This window comes from Parapedobacter flavus (genome assembly GCF_035818675.1).
GTDB lineage: Bacteria > Bacteroidota > Bacteroidia > Sphingobacteriales > Sphingobacteriaceae > Parapedobacter > Parapedobacter flavus.
The window spans coordinates 223888-250880 of the sequence record NZ_JAYKZZ010000016.1 but is presented as its reverse complement, the minus strand read 5'-3'; the positions used below and the strand labels follow the sequence as shown (position 1 = coordinate 250880).

Annotated in this window: 28 protein-coding genes; 21 read left to right on the top strand and 7 right to left on the bottom strand. The window is 54.0% G+C overall.

Translation table 11 applies throughout. From position 1 onward, the window contains the following. The 7 genes from U9S71_RS14355 to U9S71_RS14325 all read left to right on the top strand — a co-directional run. A partial coding sequence (locus U9S71_RS14355; protein WP_326328202.1) for a hypothetical protein occupies positions 1 to 345 on the top strand: 345 nt, incomplete at its 5' end. A 169-nt stretch (positions 346 to 514) separates the two neighbouring features. Beyond that, entirely contained in the window at positions 515 to 814 is a 300-nt protein-coding gene (locus tag U9S71_RS14350; RefSeq protein ID WP_326328201.1) for a cysteine peptidase family C39 domain-containing protein, read from the top strand. Positions 815 to 837: 23 nt separating this feature from the next. Next, positions 838 to 1041, top strand: coding sequence for a hypothetical protein (locus U9S71_RS14345; protein ID WP_326328200.1), 204 nt, complete (start codon positions 838 to 840; stop codon positions 1039 to 1041). Between the two features lie 320 nt (positions 1042 to 1361). After that, positions 1362 to 1814, top strand: a complete 453-nt coding sequence (locus U9S71_RS14340) for an HAD-IIA family hydrolase (protein WP_436410330.1) — start codon at positions 1362 to 1364, stop codon at positions 1812 to 1814. Between the two features lie 597 nt (positions 1815 to 2411). Then, positions 2412 to 3020 carry a hypothetical protein gene (locus tag U9S71_RS14335; protein ID WP_326328198.1) on the top strand — a complete coding sequence of 203 codons (609 nt, stop codon included), beginning with the start codon at positions 2412 to 2414 and terminating at the stop codon, positions 3018 to 3020. A 76-nt stretch (positions 3021 to 3096) separates the two neighbouring features. Beyond that, entirely contained in the window at positions 3097 to 3750 is a 654-nt protein-coding gene (locus tag U9S71_RS14330; RefSeq protein WP_326328197.1) for a hypothetical protein, read from the top strand. Positions 3751 to 3759: 9 nt separating this feature from the next. Continuing rightward, positions 3760 to 4653 (top strand): hydroxypyruvate isomerase family protein, encoded by an 894-nt coding sequence (locus U9S71_RS14325; RefSeq protein ID WP_326328196.1) that lies wholly within the window; start codon positions 3760 to 3762, stop codon positions 4651 to 4653. 122 nt (positions 4654 to 4775) lie between these two features. On the opposite strand, the gene U9S71_RS14320 is transcribed toward U9S71_RS14325, so the two are convergent. Next, complete coding sequence (locus U9S71_RS14320) at positions 4776 to 5087, bottom strand: Rdx family protein (RefSeq protein ID WP_326328195.1); 312 nt, start codon at positions 5085 to 5087, stop codon at positions 4776 to 4778. 4 nt (positions 5088 to 5091) lie between these two features. Beyond that, on the bottom strand, positions 5092 to 6156 hold the full coding sequence (locus tag U9S71_RS14315) for an Mrp/NBP35 family ATP-binding protein (protein WP_326328194.1): 1065 nt from the start codon (positions 6154 to 6156) through the stop codon (positions 5092 to 5094). Positions 6157 to 6274: 118 nt separating this feature from the next. Between U9S71_RS14315 and U9S71_RS14310 the strand changes: the two genes are divergently transcribed. From U9S71_RS14310 to U9S71_RS14300, 3 genes are all read left to right on the top strand, one after another. Further along, a complete protein-coding gene (locus U9S71_RS14310) occupies positions 6275 to 8350 on the top strand; it encodes a transglycosylase domain-containing protein (RefSeq protein ID WP_326328193.1) in 2076 nt (691 codons plus the stop codon). A 6-nt stretch (positions 8351 to 8356) separates the two neighbouring features. Beyond that, complete coding sequence (hpt, locus tag U9S71_RS14305) at positions 8357 to 8902, top strand: hypoxanthine phosphoribosyltransferase (protein ID WP_326328192.1); 546 nt, start codon at positions 8357 to 8359, stop codon at positions 8900 to 8902. A gap of 92 nt (positions 8903 to 8994) precedes the next feature. Continuing rightward, positions 8995 to 9411: a CBS domain-containing protein gene (locus U9S71_RS14300; RefSeq protein ID WP_326328191.1), complete on the top strand. Its 417-nt coding sequence runs from the start codon at positions 8995 to 8997 to the stop codon at positions 9409 to 9411. A gap of 3 nt (positions 9412 to 9414) precedes the next feature. On the opposite strand, the gene U9S71_RS14295 is transcribed toward U9S71_RS14300, so the two are convergent. After that, on the bottom strand, positions 9415 to 9750 hold the full coding sequence (locus U9S71_RS14295; RefSeq protein WP_326328190.1) for an MGMT family protein: 336 nt from the start codon (positions 9748 to 9750) through the stop codon (positions 9415 to 9417). 122 nt (positions 9751 to 9872) lie between these two features. Here U9S71_RS14295 and U9S71_RS14290 point away from each other — a divergent pair, with 122 nt between their 5' ends. The 11 genes from U9S71_RS14290 to recG all read left to right on the top strand — a co-directional run bounded on the left by U9S71_RS14290 (position 9873) and on the right by recG (position 21775). Then, positions 9873 to 11261, top strand: coding sequence for a 3-keto-disaccharide hydrolase (locus tag U9S71_RS14290; RefSeq protein ID WP_326328189.1), 1389 nt, complete (start codon positions 9873 to 9875; stop codon positions 11259 to 11261). A gap of 54 nt (positions 11262 to 11315) precedes the next feature. Continuing rightward, on the top strand, positions 11316 to 12284 hold the full coding sequence (locus U9S71_RS14285) for a DUF4271 domain-containing protein (protein ID WP_326328188.1): 969 nt from the start codon (positions 11316 to 11318) through the stop codon (positions 12282 to 12284). Between the two features lie 10 nt (positions 12285 to 12294). Beyond that, positions 12295 to 13068, top strand: coding sequence for a uroporphyrinogen-III synthase (locus U9S71_RS14280; RefSeq protein WP_326328187.1), 774 nt, complete (start codon positions 12295 to 12297; stop codon positions 13066 to 13068). 312 nt (positions 13069 to 13380) lie between these two features. Further along, on the top strand, positions 13381 to 14688 hold the full coding sequence (gene porK, locus U9S71_RS14275; protein WP_326328186.1) for a T9SS ring complex lipoprotein PorK/GldK: 1308 nt from the start codon (positions 13381 to 13383) through the stop codon (positions 14686 to 14688). Positions 14689 to 14732: 44 nt separating this feature from the next. After that, a complete protein-coding gene (gene porL, locus U9S71_RS14270; RefSeq protein ID WP_326328185.1) occupies positions 14733 to 15530 on the top strand; it encodes a type IX secretion system motor protein PorL/GldL in 798 nt (265 codons plus the stop codon). A 48-nt stretch (positions 15531 to 15578) separates the two neighbouring features. Continuing rightward, positions 15579 to 17114, top strand: a complete 1536-nt coding sequence (gene porM / locus U9S71_RS14265) for a type IX secretion system motor protein PorM/GldM (protein WP_326328184.1) — start codon at positions 15579 to 15581, stop codon at positions 17112 to 17114. Between the two features lie 9 nt (positions 17115 to 17123). Beyond that, on the top strand, positions 17124 to 18098 hold the full coding sequence (locus U9S71_RS14260) for a gliding motility protein GldN (protein ID WP_326328183.1): 975 nt from the start codon (positions 17124 to 17126) through the stop codon (positions 18096 to 18098). Between the two features lie 169 nt (positions 18099 to 18267). Then, positions 18268 to 19134 (top strand): cupin-like domain-containing protein, encoded by an 867-nt coding sequence (locus U9S71_RS14255; protein WP_326328182.1) that lies wholly within the window; start codon positions 18268 to 18270, stop codon positions 19132 to 19134. A 6-nt stretch (positions 19135 to 19140) separates the two neighbouring features. Next, positions 19141 to 19281, top strand: a complete 141-nt coding sequence (locus U9S71_RS14250; protein ID WP_326328181.1) for a DUF6728 family protein — start codon at positions 19141 to 19143, stop codon at positions 19279 to 19281. Between the two features lie 20 nt (positions 19282 to 19301). Further along, a complete protein-coding gene (locus tag U9S71_RS14245; RefSeq protein ID WP_326328180.1) occupies positions 19302 to 19691 on the top strand; it encodes a RidA family protein in 390 nt (129 codons plus the stop codon). After that, positions 19679 to 21775 carry an ATP-dependent DNA helicase RecG gene (gene recG / locus U9S71_RS14240; protein WP_326328179.1) on the top strand — a complete coding sequence of 699 codons (2097 nt, stop codon included), beginning with the start codon at positions 19679 to 19681 and terminating at the stop codon, positions 21773 to 21775. The genes U9S71_RS14245 and recG overlap by 13 nt, the downstream gene beginning before the upstream one ends. Before the next feature lie 92 nt (positions 21776 to 21867). Here recG and U9S71_RS14235 read toward each other — a convergent pair whose 3' ends face one another. From U9S71_RS14235 to U9S71_RS14220, 4 genes are all read right to left on the bottom strand, one after another. Beyond that, the gene (locus U9S71_RS14235; RefSeq protein ID WP_326328178.1) at positions 21868 to 22458 is read right to left on the bottom strand and encodes a hypothetical protein; all 591 of its coding nucleotides are present in this window, start codon (positions 22456 to 22458) and stop codon (positions 21868 to 21870) included. A gap of 153 nt (positions 22459 to 22611) precedes the next feature. Continuing rightward, positions 22612 to 24189 (bottom strand): hypothetical protein, encoded by a 1578-nt coding sequence (locus tag U9S71_RS14230; protein ID WP_326328177.1) that lies wholly within the window; start codon positions 24187 to 24189, stop codon positions 22612 to 22614. Between the two features lie 84 nt (positions 24190 to 24273). Continuing rightward, a complete protein-coding gene (locus U9S71_RS14225; protein WP_326328176.1) occupies positions 24274 to 25488 on the bottom strand; it encodes an FG-GAP repeat domain-containing protein in 1215 nt (404 codons plus the stop codon). 48 nt (positions 25489 to 25536) lie between these two features. Next, positions 25537 to 26979: a sulfatase family protein gene (locus tag U9S71_RS14220; protein WP_326328175.1), complete on the bottom strand. Its 1443-nt coding sequence runs from the start codon at positions 26977 to 26979 to the stop codon at positions 25537 to 25539. Between the last annotated feature and the right edge of the window lie 14 nt (positions 26980 to 26993).

Below are 26993 nucleotides of genomic sequence, written 5' to 3'. Positions count from 1 at the left end.
TTGCCCAAACCGTATGGGGGCGAAGAAACATACCTGAAAAAAATATCGACCACCATGGGGCTACCTGACGAAAAACCCACAAAGCACATGGCATCCGATTCCATAGCGGTCCAATTCTTTTTGACCAGAAACGCGATGCTTGCCGAACTTGAATCTACCAGCCCAGACAAACCCGGGCATGCGCGGATTTTACATGCCATTAAAAGAAATTCGTGCCTTTGGTCAGCGGGAATACAGAGCGGTCGTCTAGTACCGGCAACCAGACGGAAAATGACGGTATTTTACAGTAGAGATCAAAATGGGGATATCCGGTCGTTGGATAGCCTCGAATACCGGCCTAGATAAGAAACAAAGTAGGAGTGGGGAACCGGCGTGCGCCCTTTCGTTTCACAGCAGGTAATCATTCGTGCATACGCAAAAACAACATGCTTTTGAACCATTTGAATGTTATTTCGTGCTATTGGTTCATTTTACACGATTCATACCCGTGTAACTATCAATTATAACCCTAAATATGTTTCCAAAAGAACAACAACTAGACCGGATGGATTGTGGCCCGACCTGCCTTAAAATCGTCGCTAAATATTACGGACGGTTCTACAGCATGCAATACCTCCGCGATCAATGTGGAATAACCAAAGAAGGCGTATCGTTGGGTGGAATCAGTGTTGCCGCAGAACATATCGGCTTCCGGGTCAGGCCGTTGAAATGTACAATAGGGCAGCTAAAAGAAAAGGTACCCCTACCTTGTATCCTACATTGGGCTGATAGCCATTTTGTCGTAATTATCCCTACTATGAATTCGGCTCAATAACGGGGCGGGTAAGAGAGATTTCATTGGTATCGCAAACAACGGTGAACTCGGCTGTTCCAACCGAGAATTACCTGCTTAGCATTGAACTTCCAGAAGGGCTCCTAACAAACTATGGAAACGAACTGGAATTTAAGTATGAGATTAAGGGCACCGCTGATATTGTAACCCGCGATCGACGCTTGATACAACGGATGTTTGACAGCCTTCGCTACTTAGCGAATAATTAGCCGCGGCGATTGACCAAATACCACTAGGTTTATGAATTATGTTACCGATATAAAACAAGCACCACTGCACGTATTGGAATGGATAAAAGACATTAGACACGTGGTCTTAGACATGGATGGAACGATTTACACAGGCAAAACGCTATTTCCGTATACCATAGCCTTTCTTGAAAAACTAAGAAAATGGGGGATATTTTCTTAAAACCCATCATCCCGAATATAAAAGGTTGTTTATCTAAGGCACGGCGAGCGTTATCGAACTGTTCGAGAATAACGGTTTCGTCGCTACCGCTGATACGCCCCACGATGACCCGGATGCATTGGTTGTCTCTTTCGATACAGGTTTGACCTATCCACGCTTGTGCCGTGCAGCATGGTGGGCAAAACAAGGAAAGCCCTATTTTGCAACCAATCCGGATTGGGTATGCCCCACCGATCAAGCCGTGGTATTGGTCGATTGCGGAGCAATATATGCCTGCATAGAAGCTGCTACGGGACGTAAACCGGATAAAGTCTTCGGGAAACCACAGCCCGAAATGCTAACCGAAATACTGACAGCTAATAATTTAGTACCAAACCAAGTGGCCATGGTCGGTGACCGCATCTACACCGACATGGTGATGGCGAACGTGGTGGACGTGTTCGGCATCCTAGTCCTTTCCGGGGAATCGACGTTGGACGACGCCAAAAATACAAATACACATTTTGATCTGGCGCTGCCAAGCATAGAGGAATTAGGCGAATTGATCGTGGTAGCACAACAGCCGAAATAAAAGTCTGCCACTTTTCCCGAACCTGCAAGCTGTTTTGAACACATTGCAGGCACATCAAACCAAACTACCTGTACTTCTCCCCAACCTGCAAGCTGCTTTGAACATACTGCAGGCACGTCAAACCAAACTACCTGTACTTCTCCCCAACCTGCAAGCTGCTTTGAATATATTGCAGGCACGCCAAACCAAGCGGTCTGCACGTTGACCCAACCTGTAAGCTGCTTTGAACATATTGCAGGCATGTCAAACCAAACGGCCTGCGCTTTCCCGCAACCTGCAAGCTGCTTGGAACGTATTGCAAGCAAGTCAAGCTAAACTGCCTGCACTTTTTATAAAACTGCTTGCAACCCTATGTTCCACGAATACTTACTTATTTAGCCTGAAAAACTGCCTTAAGACACTATATACCTCGTTTTATCAAGAAAAATCGCCAAAAACTGAATTAAAAAAGGTGTAAAAATGAGCCAGCAACTTTTTCGGCACCCCTCGAAATCTGGCCCATTTTTACACCTTTTCGCCTTTTCCATACCGCACCTTTGTGGGGTGCTAGTACATGTAGTAATTCATTAATTGTTTAACGCCAAAAAAAGAAACAAAATGGCAAAACCAATTTTCACAAGCAACAGCGAAGCAGGACTACTTCGCTATGCAGAACACATCTTTTTGAAGATGACAGAAAACGCGGACCTGTTCCCCGCACCCAATCCCGACCTAACAGTCCTGGAAAACGCCATCACGGCCTACCGCGAAGCGTATGCCGAGGCTACCTTCCGCGACAAGCGAGCGGTGATCCTCAAGAAGCAACAGGGTGAAGACCTGCAGGAGGTCATCTACCGCCTATCCCACTATGTGGATGGCGTGGCCCAGGGCAACCCGGCCACCATCCTGGCGGCGGGGTATGAGGTAGGGCAGCCCTCAACCAACCGGGTAGGACGCACACCTAAAGCCGAGAACGTGCGCGTGGAACACCTGCAGGTGGGCACCGGTATCCTGCAGTTGAGGGTGAAACCCTGGCGGCCGGCGCGCCTGTACCGCTACGAGTACCGCAAGGTAGGCTCGGAAGTATGGGATGGCATGCTCCACAGCAATTCGACCCTGCAACTCAGCGGACTCGACATGCTGAGTGAGTATGAGTTCCGGGTATCCTACATCGGCACGGATACTACCCCCAATTTCAGCGATGTGACCACGGCCATTGTGGTGTAACCCACTAAGGCGGAAAGCCGGGCTGGCCCGGCTTTCCGCCTTTTTATAACATCGAATGTATTTAAATCGTACTTTTATGACAACAAATATGGAAACGATAACCACCAAACACCCCCTGCGCACCATCACCCTGCGGTACGACCGCTCGAAGGAGGCCCCGGAATTCGAAATCGAAACCCTCCAATGTTACCACGAAATCCACGACCGCACCTACGATATGCTACAGCGCGTGCAACAGGGGAGAAAACTCGTGCCCAGGTTCCGGTACCGCATCGAAGGCATCGAACGCCTCCTCGAACAGGCTACTTATAAGTTCGACCACCTCAAGCGCATGATCGCCACCAATCCGGTACGCGATACGGTTTACGGCCAACTCAAAGCGTTGCTGGCCGACTTGGAAAGCACACTGGATGTGCTGGTACCGGAACTGATCGACGCGACCAAGGTATACATCGACTACGAGGAATATGGCATAGCAACGGACGAATGGATGGAAGAAACAGCGTTCCCCCAATTCCACGAAATATTTTCAAAACACGAAGATTGCTCGGTCGATGTCGTCCTCTTCGACCTCGAATTGGAAGACTTCCGGCACGAACTGGCGTTCGTAAAGAAACAGGAAAGGTTGTACCTAGACGAAATGAGCACCTTGGTCGACGATTTCACCGTGCTGAGCGACAGTGTTCAGGATCTCTTCGAAGCGGCTGGTGATTTCACTAGTTTTGTGTAGGTTTAAGGCATGAAATCCACTCCACCACTTTTCTCCAGAAGAAGCGCCCTGAAAGCTGTGGCAGCCGGCACCACGGCCGTCGTGGCTACGGGCATGTTCCAGCGCGTGGCTGCTACGGAAAAAATGAGTCAACAGCCACTAAAGGGCCGCATCAACCATTCGGTGTGCCGCTGGTGCTACCCCGATGTCCCATTAGCGGAGCTCTGTGCCGCCGCCAAGGAAATGGGCATCACGGCGATCGACCTGGTCGGCCCCAAAGAGTGGCCCGTACTGAAGCAACATGGACTGCATGCGGCCATGCCACACGGTGCCGGCAAAGGGATCACCGACGGGTTCAACGATCCCTCACTACACGATGAACTGGTGGCCAGTTACGAAAAACTCATCCCCCAGGTGGCGGCCGCGGGATATGACCAACTCATCTGCTTTTCGGGCAACCGCCGCGGGCTGGACGACGAGCAGGGCATCCGCCACTGCGCCACCGGCCTGAAACGCCTCATGGGCACTGCCGAAAAGCATCGGGTTACGTTGGTCATGGAATTGCTCAACAGCAAGGTCGACCACCCCGACTACCAATGCGACCATACCGCGTGGGGGGCCGCCCTGTGCGACGCCGTGGGGTCGGAACGGTTTAAGCTGCTCTACGATATCTACCACATGCAGATCATGGAAGGCGACGTGATCGCTACCATCCGCAAATACCACCCCTATATTGCCCATTACCATACCGGCGGGGTACCGGGGCGCAATGAAATTGACGAAAGCCAGGAACTCCACTACCCGGCCATCATGCGGGCCATTGTCGAAACAGGGTTCACGGGATACGTGGCGCAGGAATTTATTCCCAAAAAACCGGAACCGCTCAAATCATTGGCACAAGCCATCGCTATTTGTGACGTGTAAAATAGGTACAAGAGGTACAAAAATGAAAGATCTCCAAACGGGGAGAATGGAGACCTTTACTAACCAATTATAAACCTAAATTATGATGCCACAAAGATAGTGTATTTTTCACACTATGCAAATTATTTTTCATTTTTTTTCGAATCGGTGGTTTCGCGGGCCCGATCCGCGTGTCCAAGCGATTTCTGGGGTGCAATACGGTCGCGCACCAGTCGCTTCAGGGCCGTGATTTCCGGGAACCCGCCGTCCACTTTCCGATCCGCCAACGGGTGGCCGTCAACCGAAATACGGAATTCGCCCGCCGTTTCCGCAGGTTTCAGCAATACGCCGTTGAGCTCGTCGGCAAACGTGGTGAGCAGTTCGGAGGCCAGGTAAGACGACCGCAGCAGCCAGCCACATTTGGGGCAATACGTTATCGTGATGGTCGGTTTCATCGGGTTATGCTAGCACGGCCTGGTTGATGGCCAGCTGTTGGGCCACCTTGCCGGCAATGTCGAGAAATGCCGCCCGCGCCGGATTATCCTCATCCATCATCACGGGCAGTCCGTTGTCGCCCGAATCGCTGATGCTCTTCACCAGCGGGATCTCGCCAAGGAAAGGTGCCCCGAACCGTTCGGCCAACCGCTTGCCCCCATCCTTCCCGAAAATGTAATACTTGTTGTCGGGCAGTTCGGCCGGCGTAAAGTAGGCCATGTTTTCCACCACGCCCAGCAAGGGGATGTTGATGGAATCCATGAGGAACATGCCGATGCCGCGTACCGCATCCGAAAGCGCTACATTTTGTGGGGTGGTGACCACAACTGCCCCCGAAATGGGAAAACCTTGGGCCACGGTGATGTGCACGTCGCCCGTGCCGGGCGGCAAATCCACCACGAGGTAGTCCAATTCGCCCCATTCGGCATCGTTAAACAGCTGCTTAACGGCCGTGCTCACCATGGGCCCACGCCAAGGCACCGGCTGGTTGGGGTCGGTAAAGAAGCCGATAGACAGCAATTTCAGCCCATATTTCTCTATCGGTTCGATTTTTGTCTTACCGTCTTCGGTTTTGGTGGCCCGGGGGCGGGCACCCTCCACGCCAAACATGATGGGTACGGAGGGCCCGTAAATGTCTGCATCAATCAGGCCGGTCTTGGCACCGTTGGCCAGCAACGCCAGCGCAAGGTTGGCCGCCACGGTAGACTTGCCCACACCGCCTTTACCCGATGCGACAAGGATAATGTTTTTGATATTGGGCAACTGGCTACTCTGCATTCCGACGACCCGCGAGGTCATGTTGATGTCAACAGCGATGTCTTTATCGACAAAATGTGCAATGGCATTGCGGCAAGCATGCTCAATATGCCCTTTCAGCGGGCAAGCAGGTGTGGTAAGCTCCACATCAAACCGGATGGCCGATGGGGTGATTTCCACATTCTTGATCATATGGAGGGTTACTAAGTCTTTCTTGAGGTCGGGGTCGTCCACATGGCTCAATGCATGCAGCACCTGTTCTTTCGTAATCATGTCGGGTTCACTATGTATTATACTGTTACAAAACTAGCTAAAGCGAAACACAAACTTGTCATATCTTTGTTTTTAATCATAATTATCCCTTATTTAGGTGCCTAGTAAATCAGTTTTGGTGACAATCAATATCGTTAAGCAATTTTTAAACAGGATTACACGGAGGCAACTCATCGTCGGCGGCGCCATTATCGGCACGTTGGTGGTTGCGGGCATCGTTGCCGGCGCCATTGCCTACCACAAGCGGGAGGCCCTGCTGGCCGCCACATTGGCCCGTATACAGTCCAAGCTGGCCAACGAATACCAAATCGATCTCGAGGTTGGCAACGCCCATTTCTCGGGGCTTACCACGGTGACGTTTGAACAGGTGGCGCTGACACCCCGTGGCCGCGACCAGCTGGCCGGTGTGGAGGAGCTGTCTGTTGGAATCAAACTCTTCCCGCTCCTTACGGGCGATGTCCGGTTCGGTCGCTTACGCGGGCGCAACGCAAAGGTGCAACTCATCAAAAAAGACAGCATCAGCAATTACGACTTCCTCTTCCGCCGTGCCGACACGCTTCAGGCCTCGCCGGAACCCACGGGGAAACAGGCCGACGAGCAGACGGTGAACCTGGCACAGGCAGCCAACCAGATGCTCAACAACGTGCTCTACAAGATTCCCGAAGACATGGATCTGCGCGATTTCATCGTGACCTACCGCGATGACAGTACCGAGCAGCGGATCAACGTGCCACAAGCCGATATCGACAACGGCAACCTCACCGCTTCGGTTTTCCTCAACGATAACGAAGCGGCCTGGCAGGTATCGGGCAAGCTCAACCCGAACAGGCGACAGCTCTATATTAAGGTACATGCCAACGGCGAACGGATTGCCCTGCCGCTGCTGGAGCGCAAGCTGGGCCTGAAGCTCAGCTTCGACACCATCGAGACCCGCCTCCGGGAGGTCTATTGGACCCACAATGAGCTGCTCCACATCAAGGGCGAGTGGGCCGTCAAAAACCTGCACATCAATCACTGGCGCATCGCTCAGGAAGATGTGGCCGTGCCGGATGCACACATCGACGCCGAAGTCATCGTTGGCGACAGCCATGTGGAACTGTCTAACGAATCCACCGTCACCGTCGAAAACCTGGTGGTCCACCCGTTCGTCCGCTACACCACACAGCCCCAAAAAACCTATGCCCTCGGACTGGAAACCCCCGAGATGGATGCCCAGGATTTATTTGACGCGTTCCCGAAAGGGCTTTTCGAGTCGCTCGAAGGGATACGGGTATCGGGCCGCATCAAATATAAGCTCGATGCATTCCTCGATACGGCCAATCCCGATAGCGTGCGGTTCGACTCGCGCATGGAGCAGCACGATTTCAACGTGAATGCTTGGGGAAAGGCCAACATCCCCGAAATCAACACCGCCTTTACCTATACCCCTTATGAAGATGGACAGCCGGTGCGCGATATCGTGGTGGGCCCCGAAAACCCCAACTTCGTGCCCCTGGCCCAGGTGTCGCCCTACCTCAAAAACGCGATCCTCACCACCGAAGACCCGTCGTTTTTCAGCCACGAGGGCTTCGTGGAAGAAGCCATCCGGTCGTCCATTGCCATCAATTTCAAAGAAAAGGCCTTCAAGCGGGGTGGCAGTACCATCTCTATGCAGCTGGTCAAGAACGTATTCCTCAACCGCAACAAGACCATGGCCCGCAAACTGGAAGAAATCCTCATTGTATGGCTGATGGAAAGTACCGAGGCCGTGAGCAAGGACCGCATGTACGAGGTATACCTCAACATTATCGAATGGGGCCGCAACGTGTACGGCGTCACGGAGGCTGCGCGCTATTATTTCGGCAAGCACCCTTCGCAGCTCAACCTCGGCGAGAGCATCTACCTGGCCAGCATTGTGCCCCGACCGAAAACAGGCCTCTATTCGTTCAATTACCAAGGGCAGCTCAAGCCGTACATCGCTTCCTATTTTGGCTACATCGGCAACATCATGGCCCGCCGGGGACTGGCCCCGGCCGACTCGTCGGGCAGCTACGGATTCTATGCTGTGAACTTGCGCGAATCGCTGCGCCCCGATAGGCCCGCAACCGACACACTGCAGCTCGAACTGCCTCCCACCGATTTCGAACAAGACCTTGAACAAGTACGCGGCCTGTTGAACCGCATCTTCAACGCCCCCGAAAACGAAAACCCCTAGCAACGGATGAAGATAACGATCAATCAGAAGCAATTTGAGCGCATCATTGACTATAATCAAATCAAGAAACGCATCCGACTTATCGGTATCCAGCTCAATGTGGCCTACGAAAAACAGCACCCGATTTTTATCGGTGTGCTCAACGGCTGCTTCATGGTCATGGCCGATCTGATGAAACAGATTCATATCGCCAGTGAGGTTTCGTTCGTCAAGCTCTCGTCTTATGAAGGTACCTCCCGCCGCGATCAGGTAAAGGAGCTCATCGGGCTCGACGGCAATCTGGAAGGCCGCGAAGTTATCATTGTGGAAGATATCGTGGATACCGGCCATTCATTGAAACATACCCTCGATGCGGTTTATGCGCAAAAGCCCGCTTCGGTAGCGGTGTGTACGCTTCTGCTCAAGCCGCAGGCCCTGCAATATACCTTTGACAACATCGCCTACGTGGGCTTCGAAATCGACAACGATTTTGTGGTTGGATATGGGCTGGATTATCAAGGCGTAGGCCGCACGCTACCCGACATCTATCGCGAGATTCCGTCGGCGAAATAACCCACACCTTTCGTTGTAGAAAATTTTATAAACCACCGTTTAACAAAAAGTGGAATAAATATTGCGTGCCTTCACAATAACGAAACAGCGCGATGAGCAAAAATCACCTAATAAACGACATGGTCCGCAAAACCGCTTTCACTGTTCCGCCAACTGCATACCTCAGCGAAGCTTACCGGATCATGAAAAACCGATCCCTTGAACACGTCACCGTAGTTGAAGACCATAAAATCGTGGGCATCATCAGCCGCAAGGCAGTCAAGCAATTGGGCTTCGGCTACGAATTCGAGGGCCATGACGACGTCGAAATGGGTATATTCGATATGTTGCAGGCCAACCAGGTGATGGAGCGCGATCCGCCGCAGGTCGACTTGTCTGCCACGGTTGGCGAAGTGGCCGCACGGATGGCCGAAGGGGCATACACCGCCTTGCCCGTGGTCTTCGAAGGCCAGCCGGTGGGCATCGTAGACATCCACGACATTGTACGTTTCTTGCTCGAGGCCTCCTAGCGGTCAATCGCCGAGTACGAGCTGCGGGTCCCAAAACACGCGGTCGAAATCGACCACCTTGTCGTCGGCTACTTCAACCCCTTCATTGGCGAGCAGCTGTGCCATCATGGTAGGGCTACCGAATGCCCGCTTGCCGCTGAGCAACCCCACGCGATTCACCACGCGGTGGGCCGGTACCGGTGGGTGTAACCCCACCGCCGCCCGCATGGCATAACCTACCATGCGCGATGAACCGCCCGCACCCAATGCACGCGCTATCGCACCATAGCTGGTAACACGCCCCTCCGGGATCTGCCGCACAAGGCCATACACCCGCTCGAAAAAATTATCGCTTCTCATGGCTGTAAATGCCTCCGCACGATATCGTTTTCGTAAAAAAAGAACGCTAAATTGATACCCATACCTGTAAAAAACCGTATAATTGGATGCAAAATCATTTATACTCAATCACACAAAGCTAAATGAAAACACGTACAATGACAACTTCCCGCACATCTTTGGTGGCGCTACTCACGGGCCTTGCCTTTAGTGCATGCAACACGGCCCCGGTCGATAACTGGACACCCCTCTTCAACGGCGAAAATCTCGACGGGTGGAAAGTGGTAGGCGGCGAAGCGCCATACACCATCGAAGATGGCGCCATTGTGGGCACCATGACCGCAGGCACGCCCAATTCCTTCCTCATTACCGAACAGGAATATGGCGACTTCATCCTCGAACTGGATGTGAAGCTGGAAGGTGAAACCACCAACTCGGGTATCCAAACACGGAGCCACATCGACCAAACGGCCAACGAGGGCCGGGGGCGCGTTTATGGGCGCCAGGTGGAGATAGACCCTACCCCGCGGGCATGGGCAGGTGGCATTTACGATGAGGCCCGCCGGGGTTGGCTTTATCCGCTCGACCTCAACGAGCAGGCCAAAACGGCTTATAAAAAGGAGGACTTCAACCACGTCCGTATCGAAGCCATCGGCAATGAAACCAAAACCTGGCTAAACGGCACCCCCGTGGCGCATGTGATCGACACGCTCGATCCCTCCGGCTTCATCGGCCTGCAGGTGCACAGCATCGGCGACGAAGCCCTCGCCGGCAAAAAGGTGTATTTCAAAAATATCCGTATACAAACCGAAAACCTGCAACCACAGGATTTCCCGGCAGGTATCTACACGGTGAACCTTACGCCCAACAGCCTCTCGGCATACGAAGAGCAAAACGGCTATAAGCTCCTGTTCGATGGCAAGAGCAACGCTGGCTGGGTAGGCGCCCATAAAGACACATTCCCCGCCCAGGGATGGGAAATCAACGACGGCACCATTACGGTGCTGCCTGCCGACGGTGGCGAGTCGACCAACGGGGGTGATATCGTTACCACCGACCAATACAGCGCATTCGACCTCTCTTTCGAATTCAAGCTGACCGAAGGAGCCAATAGCGGGGTGAAGTATTTCGTTACGCTCGACGAGCAAAACACCGGCTCGGCCATCGGGCTGGAGTACCAGATACTGGACGACAAGCAGCACCCCGATGCCAAGAAGGGTAAAGACGGCAACCGCACGCTGGCTTCGCTGTATGACCTGATCAAGGCCGACAAAACCAACCGTGCGCAGCGCAAAATAGGCGAATGGAACAAAGGGCGGCTTGTGGTGCAGCCTGACAATACCGTAACCCATTACCTCAACGGTGAGAAGGTGCTGCAATACGAACGTGGCTCGGAAGCCTACAAGCAACTGGTAAGCGAAAGTAAATATAAGGATTGGGACAATTTCGGACAAGCAGACAGCGGTCATATCCTACTGCAAGACCATGGCAACCGGGTCAGTTTCCGCAACCTGAAAATTAAGCCGCTGTAGAGGCCATGCAAACATGCGATTTTGCCTACCTTTACCCGCTCATTGAGCAGGCAAATGAAGCATTGGATGTTACTGGTTGGGCTATTGCTTGGGGGCGCCGCCATGCCGGCGGCATCCGCAAGCATGGCCATGCAGCAACCCCGCTACCGCTCCGCGCAAGATTCGATCCGCCAGGCGCAGCAGGCCGAAAAGATGCGGCTGGCCGATTCCGTGAAGCAGGTGGCCGATTCGCTCGCCATGCTGTATATCGGCCTGCCCGACCCCAATAGGCCCAATGCGTTTGCCGACAGCCTCCGTGAGCGGGTCATTGTGCAAAACGGCGACTTCATGACTTGGCTGGCATTTGCAAACCAAGTGGGCCAAAGCATAGAAACCGATGCCAAACGCCCCAGCCGAGAGCCGTGGGTGCTTGTTGCCATCGGGTTGCTCCTGCTCTTTCTCGGGCTCGTCCGCGTCGCTTTCCCCAACCAGGTGCTATCCATCATACAGGCATTCTACAACGACCGTCTGCTCCTCCAGGTCAATAAAGAAGATACCCTTTACAGCTCATGGCCGTTTGTTTTCCTCTACATCCTATTCGGGTTCGCCGTGGGGCTGTTCATTTACCTGTGCAACGCCCATTATGCCGTTGGCTATAGTGGCATCGAGCGGTTTCTGGGTATTTCCCTCTTCGTGATGCTGATGTTTATCCTCAAAATCATTGCTACCCGATTGCTCGGTTTCATCTTCGATTTGCAACGCGTGGTGCGCGAATACGTATCGATACTGTACCTCAGCTATTTCAACGCCGCATTGGTATTCCTCCCCATCATCTTGGTGCTGAGCCTGGTGCCGCGCACATACGTGGTTTGGGTGGTCCCGGCGGCGCTCATTATCGTTTTCTGCCTGTTCGTATTCCGTTTTACAAAGACGGCCCGCAACCTGCTAACCAACTATCCGTTTTCAAAGTTTTATTTATTTACGTATCTTTGCTGCCTCGAAATCGCGCCCATACTTATCTTGGTAAAAGTGTTGGGCAATTAACGTAAGAAACATGCAGGTGCCAGAAGCAGACAGAGCAAAGAAAGTAAAAAGCATATTAGTAACGTTACCGAAGCCAGAGAACGAGAAATCGCCGTACTTCGCTTTAGCGCAGAAGTACAACCTCAAACTCGATTTCAGAGCCTTTATCCATGTGGAGGGCGTATCGGGGCGCGATGTTCGCAAAGAGCAGCGGATAAACCTGGCCGACTTCACAGCAGTGATTTTCACAAGCCGCAATGCGGCCGACCATTTTTTTCGCGTATGCGAGGAGATGCGCTATGAAGTTCCGGCAGATCTCAAATACTTCTGCCTCTCGGAAACCATCGCGCTGTACCTCCAGAAATACATCCAGTACCGTAAGCGGAAGATTTTCTTCGGCAAACAGACGGCACAGGACCTTTCCGACGTGTTAAAGAAGCACGCCAAAGAGAAGTTCCTCTACCCATGTTCTGATGTAGCCAACGAAGAGACCTACAACTGGCTCCAAGACAACGGGTACAACGTTACCCCAGCGGTGCTTTTCCGCACGGTGGTTAGCGACCTGTCTGACCTGAAGGACGTATTCTACGATATCATCGTCTTCTTCAGCCCCTCCAGCGTACAGTCGCTCTTCGAGAATTTCTCCGACTTCAAACAAAACGATACGCGGATCGCTGCCTTTGGCCCTACCACCCACCAGGCGGTAGTGGACAACGGGCTGCTGCTCGATATCGCGGCCCCCACACCCGAAGCACCGAGCATGACCATGGCCGTTGAGCAGTACATCAAATTATCGAACAAGTAATCGTTATTTTTTTAAAATTCCGTCCCTTTTTTCTTAATTACTGTTTCTTTTGATAATTTTAGGGCCGCTTTCCGTCTGTGGTTGTCCCCATGTGAGCCATCTACCCTCGGAAAAAGCGTTGTTTTAAACGATTGTAACAGATAATGAGTAAGTTTGTTGTCCGTACACAGGATGCCTGGAAAGACTTTTGGTCTGAAATTTGCTACCCTAACGGGTTATTAATCATGGGCTTTGACGAGACACAACGGGCGTGCGCTATATAATCCGCAAATCATGTCCGCTGCGGGCGTTGCTAGCTAAAGATAGAACTAAATGAATAGAGCATATTTACCTATAATATTGATTGGTATATCTTCGATGTTACTTTCGGGCTGTTCCAAGTCGGGCGGTGGGGAGCTGGTCGGCGTCAAGCGGTCGCACCTCAAAACCAGCCGTATTCCACACGGCATGGTACTGATTCCCGGAGGCACCTTCATCATGGGCCAATCGGACGAAGACATCACCTTTTCGCAGGTTGCCCAAAACAGGCAGGTAACCATCTCGTCGTTCTACATGGACGAGACCGAGATATCCAACAGCGAATACCGGCAATTTGTCAATTGGGTGCGCGACTCCATCCTTATCTATAATTACCTGCAAGACGACAGCTATTTCGTGGAGGTGGAAGGCACCAGCGAGCGATATATCGACTGGTCTAAGGTAAACGGCAGCAGGCGATCGTTGTGGAACTCCAAAGACCAGGATGTGCGCGAGCAGACACGCCAGATGTACTATCAGGGTGAGGACCGCGTTTTCGGCAAAGACGAACTGGATGTACGCCTGTTGCGCTACCACTACGATTGGTACGACCTGCGGGCTGCCACGGCGGCAAGGAACGACCCCAGCAAAGTACGGTCCGACTTCATCCGGCGCGATACCATTTTGGTATACCCCGATACCACCGTGTGGCTCAACGACTTCAGCTACGCCCAGAATGAACCCATGGTAGAGGGTTATTTCTCGCACCCATCGTTTGACGAGTACCCTGTAGTTGGTGTAAGCTGGCGACAGGCCCAGGCGTTCAATACCTGGCGTACCCGCCTATTCGAAAACCACCAACGCAGCCGTAAAACCAACAGCCGCGAAATCCGGCAGCCTTATATGCTGCCTTCAGAGGCGGAGTGGGAATACGCCGCCCGTGGTGGCCGCGTGGGCACACAGTACCCCTGGGGTGGGCCATCGGCACGCAATGCCAAGGGTTGCCTGATGGCCAATTTTAAGCCCGGCCGCGGTAATTACCTCGACGATGGTGCCGCCTATACGGCTCCCGTATATTCGTATTTCCCCAACGACTTCGGCCTCTATAACATGGCTGGCAATGTCGCCGAGTGGACCTCTTCTTCATTCAATGAGTCGGCATCGTCGTTTGTACACGATATGAACCCTACTTACCGGTATGACGCCGCCGCAGACGACCCCGAGTCGTTGAAACGGAAAGTGGTTCGCGGTGGATCATGGAAAGACATCGGTTACTTCTTGCAGAACGGGGCCCGCGCCTACGAATACCAAGACACCTCCAAGTCATATATCGGCTTCCGGAGCGTCTCCGCCTACCCTGGCGTAGACCCGATGAATAATTAACGTACAACTACTTACGAAACGAACAAGCACAACACAGCAATATCATGGCAGAGAAACGCAAATCTAAAATCGGCATCAACAATATTGTCTCCTGGGGAGCTACCGTGGTCATCATCGGCCTCATGGCCAAGCTGCAACACTGGCCTGCGGGCGACTGGCTTATTATTATAGGTCTCGGCACGGAAGCACTGCTCTTTCTCCTCCTTGGCTTCCAAAACGAAGAGAAAGATGTCGATTGGACCCGCGTGTACCCGGAACTGGCCGACGATTACCAAGGTGAACTGCCAAAGGCCACCGTACGGCCTACCGCCAACACGGGCAATACCGCCGCCCTTGATAAGATGCTGGCAGATGCACGCATCAGTCCGGAGTTGATCGGCAACCTCGGCGACGGCCTCCGTACTTTCGGCGATAAGGTAGCAGCGATCTCCAACGTATCCGATGCCTCCCTCGCCACCAATCAGTTTACCGAGCGGGTAAAGGGCGCTACGGGCAGTGTAGACAAGCTCAATACCGCCTTTGAAAAGGCTTCCAACGACCTGGCTAACATCAGCTCCGGCGGCAACGACGTAACCGCCTACCACGAGCAGGTACACAAACTGGCTAATAACCTGCAACACCTCAACTCGGTATATGAGCTGGAATTGCATGATACCGGCAAAAAGCTCAAAACCATCTCCCAACATTACGACAGCATAGCCAATACCCTGCAGCAGTTCAACGACTCCGCAGCCGATACCCAGCAGTTCAGGGAGCAGGTGGCCCACCTTAATAAGAACTTGGCCTCACTCAACGCCGTTTATGGCAATATGCTGGCCGCCATGAACCAACCGCGTGCGTAATTTTTATTCATTAAGACACTGACACACCCTAACGAGTAACCTTACAGCATGGCAGCAGGCAAACAGACCCCGAGGCAACGAATGATAGGTATCCTATACCTCGTGTTGTTGGGATTGGTGGCAATGAACGTGAGTGATTCCGTCCTCGACGCCTTCAAGAACCTGGCAACAAGCCTCAGCACCTCTACCCAAAACACCCAGGAAGGGATAGACAATATGTTTAACGCCTTCAGGGCAACCAAATTAAAAGACGAACCCGAACGGGCAAAGCCCATCCTTAACCGGGCCGAGCAAGCGAGCCAATTGGCCAGCAGCCTGTCGGGATACATCGATTCGCTCCAAGCCGTTCTCGAAGCCGAGGGCGGCGGGCAGAACGAAACCACAGGCGATGTGCGCAAGCGCGATAACCTCAGCATCAGCCCCCGCATGATGATCAAGCAGAAGGAAAATGGGATGAGCCGGTCGGAGCACTTACGGAACCGGATCAACAGCACGCGCGAGCAACTCCTGGCACTGGCAAACAACGAGGTGTCATTCTCGTTAGATGCCCAGGATCCGCCCACACGTGCCGGTCGCACGAAGTCATGGGAGCAGGCGAATTTTGGCGACGGCATCCCCCTGACCGCCGCCATGACCGCATTGGAAAAAATCAAAGCCGATGTGAAGAATGCCGAGGCCGTGGTGGTAAAACATATCTTCGGTGAGATGGATATGGCCGTGGTGAACCTCGACCGGTTTGCGGCCGTAGCCGTTGCACCGTCGTCATACGTCATCCAGGGGCAGCCATACACAGCCAAGGTGTTCCTCACCGCCTACGATTCGAAGTCTACACCCGAGATATCCGTTGGGGGCAACGCCCTACCGGTCACCGATGGGCAAGCTACTTATTCGGTCAATACATCCAGCGAGGGGGTCTTCGACTGGACGGGGACCATCCGCGTGCAGCAGACCGATGGCACCGTGAAGGAATATGTCACCGAGCCGCAGACCTACCAGGTGGCACGGCCGTCGGCCGTGGTCTCACCCGATGCGATGAACGTGCTGTACATCGGGGTGGATAACCCCATTTCGGTATCGGCACCGGGCATCCCCAAAGAAAACCTGCAGGTGAGTGGCAAAGGCGTGAGCATTTCTGGCGCAGGCGGCAAATATGTGGCGCGGGTAAGCCAACCCGGCACCGCAAGCATCCATGTATCGGCCCGCATGGGCGAGCAGACGCAGTCGCTCAGCTCCACCGAATTCCGCGTAAAACGGATCCCCAAGCCGCAAGCCCGCGTGGCGGGACGGTCGGGCGGCACTGTTGCGGCCGCGCAGATCCGTGGGCAGAATCGCATCTTCGCCGCCCTGGAAGATTTTGAGTTTGACGCGAAGTTCAACATTTCACGTTTCTCGATGTTGATACAGAAGCCACGGGTAGACCCCATGGGACCCTACCAAGGCACCAACGGCACCTTCTCGGGGCCGATGCAGAATGCGCTCGGCGCCGTGTCGCCGGGGTCGTTTGTGTTTTTCTACAATATTATCGCCGTGGGCCCGGATGGCCTGCAACAGGAATTGGACCCGATTTCATTCCGGGTCAACTAATTGATAACGATGAAGGAGGTAACGATGAAAGTGTATGGATTTTTGGTCATGATGGCGCTGGGGACGGCTGCGTACGCCCAGGAGGAAAACCTATCCAACAGCACCACGCCCATCCCTGCGGAAGAGCCGCCGGTAGATGGCTACTACGTCAAATCCGATATATTGGACCGCGAAGTCGTACCGTATGCGAATATCCGTCCTACCGATGTGGCCTATGTGAAACGCATCTGGCGCGAATTTGACGTGCGCGAAAAAATGAATACCCTGTACGCCTCTCCCAAATCACGGCTGATCGACGTGATCATGCAGGCGGTAATGGCTGGCGAACTTACGGCATACGACCCTACACCCACGGAAGACGACCCCACCGGCGATAGCTTCAAGACGCGCCTCTCGCCCGATCAGGTGTTGGGCAGGTTCGGCTCAGACAGCACCCTGGTGGAGGAGTATGACGAAGAAGGTAATGTCATCGCCTCTCACTTCGAGGCCACCGCATTCAACCCCAATGATGTCGTCCGTTTCCGGATTAAAGAAGACTGGATTTTCGATAAACAGCGCTCCGTATTCGAACCACGCATCATCGGTATCGCCCCCTTGGTGACCCCCCAGATGGATGAAATCACGGGCGAGGCCCCCATGGATATGGAAGGAATGGACGCCGTAGAAGATATCTCCGGACTCGATCTGGGCGGCAATACACCATCCATCGTGGCCGATGCGTACCCCGCATTCTGGATATATTTTCCCGAGGCCCGACATATCTTCGTTAATAAGGAGGTGACCTCACGGCACAATGACGCCACGGGTTTGAGCTATGACGACGTGTTCATTAAACGGTTGTTCTCCAGCTATATCGTGAAGCAATCCAACCTCGACGACCTCCGTATACGCGACTATGTAGACAATGGGATAGACCGCCTGTATGAGGCACAGCGCATCAAAAAGACCCTCGTTGACTTCGAGCAGGACCTATGGTCGTACTAGCCACATAAAATGATTTTCGTCGGGTCGCTGAAATTTTTGTTATTTTGGCACGTAAATCGTTGTATCCCTATTTTATAATGCCAATGTAAAATTGGTTTTCACCGTGTGGGCACATACGAAGATTGCGTAAGTTTGCATCAGCATAATTAACAGTTTAAGCTATTAAGTCGTGCAACTCAAAAAAGTTAATAAAATCTCCGGGATTAGCTCGGCTGAATTCATCAAGGACTACCTCAACACGGGAACACCGGTAATCATGGATGATTTCGTGGCCAAAGACAGTCCGGCATGGACCAAATGGAACTATGACTATTTCAAGGAAATAGCCGGAGATAGCATCATTTCTTTACACGGACGGGAAGACGCATCGAACGATCGCGCCGCCAGCGCCCCGGTTATGAAAATGAAATTCAGCGAGTACCTGGACATGATCCAGCGCGAGCCAACTGATCTGCGGATTTTCCTGTTCAACCTCATGAAGCTGAAGCCCGAACTTAACCATGACCTGGTTTATAACGACGTAACGGGCGGTAAGGTGCTGCAATGGCTCCCCTACCTCTTTTTCGGTGGCGAGGGTTCCAGTACACGCAACCACTTCGATATCGACATGTCGCACGTCTTTATCACCCAATACCAGGGGGTTAAGAAAATCTGGCTGTTTCCGCTGGAGCAGTCGGACCTGATGTATAAACTGCCCTACAATTTCCATAGCATCGCTAACATCAAGAACCCCGACTACGAAAAATTCCCCGCATTGAAGTTCCTCAACGGGTATGAGGCGGAGATCCATCCGGGAGAGACGTTGTTTATGCCATCGGGATGGTGGCATTATATCCAGTACGTTACCGAAGGGTATTCCATCAGCGTGCGGGCACTGCCCTCGACGGTTTACGACAAGTGGCGCGGTTTCCGCAACCTGGTTATCACACGGCATTTCGATAATACCATGCGTAAAATCTTCAAGGACCGCTGGTTCAACTACAAGATAAACGCGGCAAATAAACGTGCCGAGCGGGCATTGAAACGGGTAACGTAGTGCATCATGTATTTTTTCAGGAAAAAGGACCCCAATAGACCCACCAGTTTCAACCTGCGGGTTATGCATATCATCAATGCAACGGCCATCATCCTGTTTCTGCTGGCTATTGGTTACAAAATTGTCGATTGGCTTTGGCTCAATTGAGCCTTTACACCCAATAGGTTATGTCTGCAAGCAAAAAAATCATCAACACGGCCAAAGCGCCGGCCCCTATCGGGCCTTACAACCAAGCGATTAAAGCGGACCGTACACTGTACATATCGGGGCAGATCGCCCTGTCGCCCCAAACGAACGAGTTGGTTGGCGGCTCGGTGGCCGACGAGGCCCGCCAGGTACTCGATAACCTCGGTGCTATTTTAGTCGAAGCCGGCTACGCCTTCACCGACGTGGTGAAAACCACCATTTTCCTTCGCGATATGGGCGACTTCGCTACGGTGAACGACGTGTATGGTACCTACTTCACCGAGCAAGCGCCAGCACGGGAGACCGTAGCGGTCGTAGGGTTACCCAAAAATGTGAACGTCGAGATTTCCGCCATCGCGTGGAAAGGATAACCCCCATTGAATACCTCAAAGGTGTGGGGCCCGCCCGCGCCGAGGTGCTCAAGGAGGAGTTGGGTATCCGTACCTTCGGCGACCTGCTGAGGCATTACCCCTTCCGTTACATCGACCGTACCCAATTCCATAAAATCAAACAGCTCCATCCCGAAATGGCGGCCGCACAGGTCGTTGGGCGGCTCGTGCATGTCGAGGAACGGGGCGAGCGCCGCGGCAAGCGGCTTGTAGGTCACTTCCGGGACGACACGGGCACCATGGAGCTGGTGTGGTTCCAAAGCATCGGCTGGCTCAAAAAAGCGCTGCAAATAGGCGCTGCTTACATTGCATACGGTAAGCCCAACGTTTTCAACAACCAGCTTTCCATGACGCATCCCGAAATGGAGGTATATAAACCCGGAAGCCCACAGCAAGGGAACATGAGTCTGCAACCGGTATACAGCACGACGGAGAAACTACGCAAATTCGCACTCGATAGCAAAGGCATCCAAAAGCTGCAAGTCGCCCTGCAGGAAAGCATCGGTGCACAGTTCGGTGAAACGCTGCCCGATTATATCGTACAACAGCACCAGCTCATGCCCTTGCCCCAGGCATTGGTGGCCATCCACTTCCCGCGCCATAGCCAGGAGCTTGCGCATGCCATCCACCGCCTCAAGTTCGACGAGTTGTTTTTTATCCAGCTGAAGCTCCTCAAAAACAAGCTGCTCAATACGCAGAAGTTCAAGGGCCACCGGTTTGACACGGTAGGCGATACGTTCAACACTTTTTACAACGAGCGACTCCCCTTTGTCCTTACCAACGCCCAGAAGCGCGTTATCAAAGAAATCCGGCGGGATACCGCCTCCGGGGCGCAGCTCAACCGGCTGGTGCAGGGCGACGTGGGGAGCGGCAAGACCGTGGTGGCGCTGATGGCCATGCTGTTGGCCATCGACAACGGCTTCCAAGCGTGCCTCATGGCCCCCACCGAGATCCTGGCGCAGCAACATTACCACAGCATCGGCAAGCTATTGGGAAGCCACATGGCCTCCCTGCAGCTCCTCACCGGCTCGGTGCCCAAGAAAGATCGTCGCGTCATCCATGCGCAGCTCGAAGATGGTACACTCGATATCCTCGTGGGTACCCATGCGCTCATCGAAGACTCCGTGCGTTTCCACAACCTCGGCCTCGTCGTCATCGATGAGCAGCACCGTTTCGGCGTGGAGCAGCGGGCTAAGCTGTGGCGCAAAAACCACATCCCGCCCCACATGCTCGTGATGACCGCCACCCCCATACCGCGCACACTGGCCATGACCTTATACGGCGATCTGGACATCTCCGTGATCGACGAGCTGCCCGCCGGCCGCAAGCCCATCAAAACGATGCACCTCTACGAAAGCAGCCGCCTGCGCATGTTCGGGTTCATGAAAGAAGAGATCGCCAAGGGCCGGCAGGTATATATCGTGTATCCCCTCATCAAGGAGAGCGAAAAAATGGACCTCCTCTACCTGGAGGCCGGCCTCGAGACCTTGCAAAACGAGTTCCCACGGCCGCAGTACCAGATCAGTATCGTGCATGGCAAAATGCCCGCAAAAGACAAGGACGCCGAGATGCAGCGGTTTATCAAAGGCGAAACCCAGATCATGGTGGCTACCACGGTAATTGAGGTGGGCGTCGACGTGCCCAACGCTTCGGTGATGGTGATCGAGAATGCCGAACGCTTTGGCCTGTCGCAGCTGCACCAGCTACGCGGGCGCGTAGGGCGTGGCGCCGAGCAGTCGTTCTGCATCCTGATGTCGGGCAGTAAACTCGGCAAGGACAGCAAGCTGCGGCTGGAGACGATGGTACGCACCAACGATGGCTTCGAGATTGCCGAGGTAGATCTGCAGCTGCGCGGACCGGGCAACCTGGCGGGCACGCAGCAAAGCGGCGTGCTCGACCTCAAGCTGGCCGACCTCGCCACCGACCAGGTGCTGCTCACCAACGTGCGCCATACCGTAATGACCCTCTTCGAGGCCGACCCCCAGCTGGCCAAGCCCGAAAACAGCCGACTGCGCGACCACCTCTCCCGCCCCGAACCCGGCATCGGGTGGGAAAAGATCTCTTAAAACGTTACCACAAAAAAAGGCAGCCGCTTCGTGAAAAGGACTGCCCTAGCGATATATAGACTCGGTGGAGGTTGCGTTCGTTTACCGTTTACCTATCGTACGGCCACGGTCATGTGGTCCACATCGGCATTTTCGGCCCGGTCTATTGCCCTGGCAAAATACTGCTCTGCCTTTTTCAGCAACGGAAGGGTCTCTTCGTTTACAAAGCCGGCGAATTTGCGTTTGGCTTTCTTAAATTGTTTCCGTTCCTTTTCCAGCTCGGTCTGCAATTGGCTCCGCAACTTGGCAAGCCGTTCAGCTTCATGCGCATCGCGCGCTTCGTGCTTCTTGGTATACATGGCTTCGATTTCGGCAATGGCCTTTTTACTGGCTTCCACGCGCAACCCTTTGTCGATATCAGCTTGGTATACCTGGATGAAAAAGGCCTCGTCGCGATCCAGATCGGCGTGGCTGCCCCTGCTTTCGCGCACGTGTTCCTTCGCTATTTCAAACTGGTTAAACAGCACATCTACATTACGCTGATGGAAAGCGATGACCTGTTTGAAAGCGGCTACGCTCTTTTGGTCGACGGTATGCTCCTTCTTTATCTTCTCCGACGGAAGGTTCATATTCACATTTGTACGGGCAACACTGGTTCCTACTGCGGCTGCGCAAATCATGGCGCTCAATACTAACGATTTCATAACTATACGATTTTATTTTCCTTACTTTTTTATTTTTTTTTGTATGGATAAGACGACGCCGTGGAAAAAACGTTGCACGGCCCCAGGGCGATAATAGACAAACGGCCGGTAATCATCGACCAATGAAAGTAAGAATAGACGAAAAGAGGGTTTTTATCGATAAACTACATTGCCGTGGTATAGGTACAAGGCTCCGTAGGTCCAGTTCGGCCCCACCAAGCCCGGGTAGTTGAAGCGGTCCATCATCAGGGCCACATACCGGAAGGGATATCCAGCGGGCAGTTCCACCACGTTGGGCCATACCCGTGTGCCCGACTTGTCATCCCATGGCGGGAGGTCCATCTTTAAGGTGCCCACTTCGTTAAGGTCGGGGTACGAGTAGATGAAAATCTCACGCTCGCTGCTTCCCGAAAAGCAGTAGGGCACGCCGCCGATACGCTGTATGGAGGTTCCTGTTGAATTGTGGGCCACGGGGCCGGCGATGCGCCGATACCCCTTATTCCATGATGCTGACTCCAACAAGACCGATTTATAGCCATCGATGTTTTCGCAGGTGAGGATGCGCCACTTCGCCACCTCTGCATCGTATAGGATGTGTGGGTCTTCGATGTCGCCCACTACGCCGAACGGCTCGGCCTGCATCACGGAAAACCCGAAACGCGGATCTTTCGTGCTTTCCACGGCCAGCAACTGCTTATGTTCCTTTGGATTGGCGTAAGCGCTGAAGCCGGTGGTGATGCCTCGCCACACACGATCCCGCCGGTCGTAAAAGATATGCGAGGCCACCTCATTGCGGAGTATCCCATCTGCCCGGTCAAAAACGATAATCCCTTCGAAACGGAGGTCGAACACGGTGGGGTCCATACTGAAAACCCCCTGTACGTGGTGCGGCAGCGCCCGCCCCCGGATGGTCATGGTATACCACAGCCGGCCTTGGTCGAGCAGCGGGCTCCCATCTTCGTAGGTCATGGCCCGGATATCGGCAAGCCCCATGCCGCTGGTCAGCGCACCCGTAGCCCCATCGATCGCTACCGCCCCCTGCTCCAGCTGTATCGATACACGCGATTGGAAGGTATGCAGGTACCGCTTCGCGCGCAGGTCGAGCAGCGGACTGAAGTCCGCTTGGGCGATCGGCTGGAGCCCGCCGTCGTGCTGGGTGTAGACGGTCAGGCCGCTGCCCAGTAGTTGAAGAATGACTTTCCCCTGCAGCTTGGCCCCCGGGGGGATGCTGGTAGCGATCGACTCGCTGGCCACCACCTTCCCCGCTTTCTTGACGTCCAATTTCACATCCACGATGCGCTGCCCACGGTACGCCAAAGACACGGCAAATCGATTGGCGTTGTCGGCATCGGCAAATTCAAATCCCACCGCTCCTTCTCCGTCGCTCGAATCGACCGCCAGCGTATAGGTGGCGAACGGGTTGAACCCGCCGAACCAAACCGCGGTATGCGTTTCGGTATCGGAACCGATAAGTAATCGGCCTGTGCTGACGGTTACCTGTGCATGGGTGTCCGAATAATGGCTCACCGGATACATGGAAGACATGCCAATCACTTCTGCAGGCCTAAGGGCCGCTAATGGGATGGCATGCTGTTCGTCAAAAATAAACCGCCGGACACCCTGCCGTGTGAAGTTGATATCCGTGGGGGCCGGTTGGCCCTGTGCGAACAAAGGTAGCGCCGCAAGCGCAAGGAGAAAAAACCGGAAAATCTGTCGATGTGACGAAACCATATGCCATGTATAAGGCACCTAATATAGTCAATTTGACGTATTCCTTAAACCGCGAGATGGCGGGGTATTCCTAATCCGTTCGCTTCACTTTCCCAACAAGAGGCGCCCCTGCGAACCCCACCCGCCCACGAATGCGTCGGCAATGCCATCGCCATTGAGGTCTCCTACCGTGATGTTCCAGTTGCGGCCAACTACGGAGGGCGGGAGCACCTCTTCGGTTACATCGGCGAAGTGGCCCGTTCCATCGTTGCGGTAAGCGCGCAAGGGCTCTTCCGAAAAGCCCGGTACGGCCACGGCACTGAGCAGCAGATCAAGGTGCCCATCGTGGTCGAAATCCAGTTCACGCGCCGAATAGGTAGAGAACTTGTAGGCGGGCATACGTTGTTCCGTTTCATCGGTAAACCGGGCTTCGCCATCGTTGATCAGGATGCGGGCAACCGGATTTTTGTCCCATTTGCCACCGTTACTGGTAATGTTGGCAAAGACGATGTCCGGATCGCCGTCGCCGTCCACATCAAACACCAGTGTTTCACGCGTTTCCAACGGCTCGGGCAAATCAAGTCGGTCGGCATGCTCGGTAAATTTGCCGGTGCCATCGTTGATCAGCAGGCGGTTGGGCGGTACCTCGTTACCCACCACCATATCAAGGTGGCCATCGCCATTGAGATCGGCCAATTTGACGCTCTGCGTGGCATCATTGACCTGCGGCAGGTTCTCGGTGGTACGATCTACAAAATAACCGGGGCGCTCGGGGTCGTTCAGCCATAGGAAATCTTGGCCTTCGCTTCCGGAGTTGCCCACCACGATATCGGGCCTGTCGTCGCCATCCACGTCGCCCACGTCGAGGGCGTTGCCTTCGCTCATGCCCAGCAGGCGGTCGCTCACATCGCGGAAGGTACCATCGCCGTTGCCGAGGTAATACTCATGGGTCTGGTCATCTTCGGCCACGAACACCACATCGGTGTGCCCGTCGCCGTCGAAATCAACGGCACGCACATGCTCGGTATCGTGCTTCGCTGTTTTGAATACGCCGTGCTGCCAAGAGAGCTTGCCATTGCCATCGTTAATATAAAGCCTGTTCTCATCCGCTTCGAGGGCAGCGATGACATCCAGATCGCCATCGCCATCCACATCGGCTAAAGCGACTTCCAAGATATGCGCCTCGGGGTCGTGCGGCACATGGGTGGCCGTGACGTCGCTAAAATAATCGGTTTCCGTCGGACTGTCGGTCGGCGCTGTTGAAGCACATGACCAAGCCATGCCACCTGCGGCCAACAAGGTCAGTGTTGTTGTCGTCATTGGATTCATCGGTTTCATTTGGATTCCTATTAACGTGAACTTATGGACTCATTTCGATTCATCGATCCTGCCTGGCTCCCGCAGGTTCTTGCCCGTTATACCGGTAAGCGCATCGCCCATATCCGCGCGGGCTTCTTCGGCCAATCGGCGCATCGTTGCAACCACACGCGGATGGCTAGCCGCCACATTAGTGGTTTCGCTGATATCGTTGGTAAGGCGGTAGAGTTCGGGGGCTTCGATACGAGCTTGCTCGTATTTAATCGGGATGCCGTCGTCGCGGTGGCGTTGGCCGGGCTTGATGGTACGGTAGGTATGCGGCAGGTACAGCTTCCACTCGCCCATGATGACCGCCTGGAGCTCATTACGGCGATAATAGATATAATATGCCTCATGCGGCGATTTGGCGCCGTCTGCCACCTGCATGAGCTGCCAGATATCGAGCCCGTCGATGGGACGCCGGGGCAGCTCCGCGCCGGTTATCCACGCAATGGTGGGCAACACATCGATGGTCATGGCCGGTTCGGCCTGTACAGCGCCTGCCGGCAGCTTGCCGGGCCAGCGCATGATGCAGGGTACGCGGATGCCGCCCTCCCACGAAGTACCCTTACCCTCGCGGAGCGGGAGGGCCTCACCGCTATGCCCACCGTAAGAGAGCCACGGGCCATTGTCGGAGGCGAAGATGACCAGCGTGCGCTCATCGAGCCCATACTGTTCAAGGGTTTGTAAAACCTGGCCCACGGACCAATCAATCTCCATGATGACATCGCCATACAATCCTCTTTCGGATTTACCCTTGAATTTGTCGGATACGGCCAGTGGCACATGGGGCATGCTGTGGGCGAGATAGAGGAAAAACGGTTGGTCTTTATTCCGCTTGATGAAATCGACGGCCCGCTCGGTATACCGGGTGGTGAGTAGGTCCTGGTCGTCTACCGTGTCGATAACCCGTTCGTTTTCATATAAGGGCAACGGCGGATAGTAGTTTTTGTTCTCGGGGTGGTGTGGCCACATGTCGTTGGAGTACGGAAGGCCGAAAAACTCGTCGAATCCCTGCCGTGTTGGAAGGAACGGTGTGTGGTGGCCGAGGTGCCATTTGCCGATGGCGGCGGTATGGTAGCCTAATGGCTTGAGCATGTCGGCGATGGTCATTTCGTCGGGGTGAAGACCATGTTTGGCGGTATGGTCCAGCGCACCATGGATGCCCAGCCGATTGGGATAGCACCCCGTAAGCAGGGCAACACGGGAAGCGGAGCAGACCGCCTGTGCCGCATGGAAGTTGGTAAACCGGACGCCTTCTGCGGCCATTTGATCGAGATGGGGTGTCTGGATATCTGGCGAGCCGAATACGCCGACGTCTTGGTAGCCTTGGTCGTCGGTGAAAATAATGACAATGTTGGGTTTCTGCTGTTCTGGCGCTACTTGTGCACCCGCCAAAGCGGGAAATAGGGAAGCGGCGAATAAAAGCATAGAACGTATGGGGAACCTGGCCATATAATTGTTGTTTT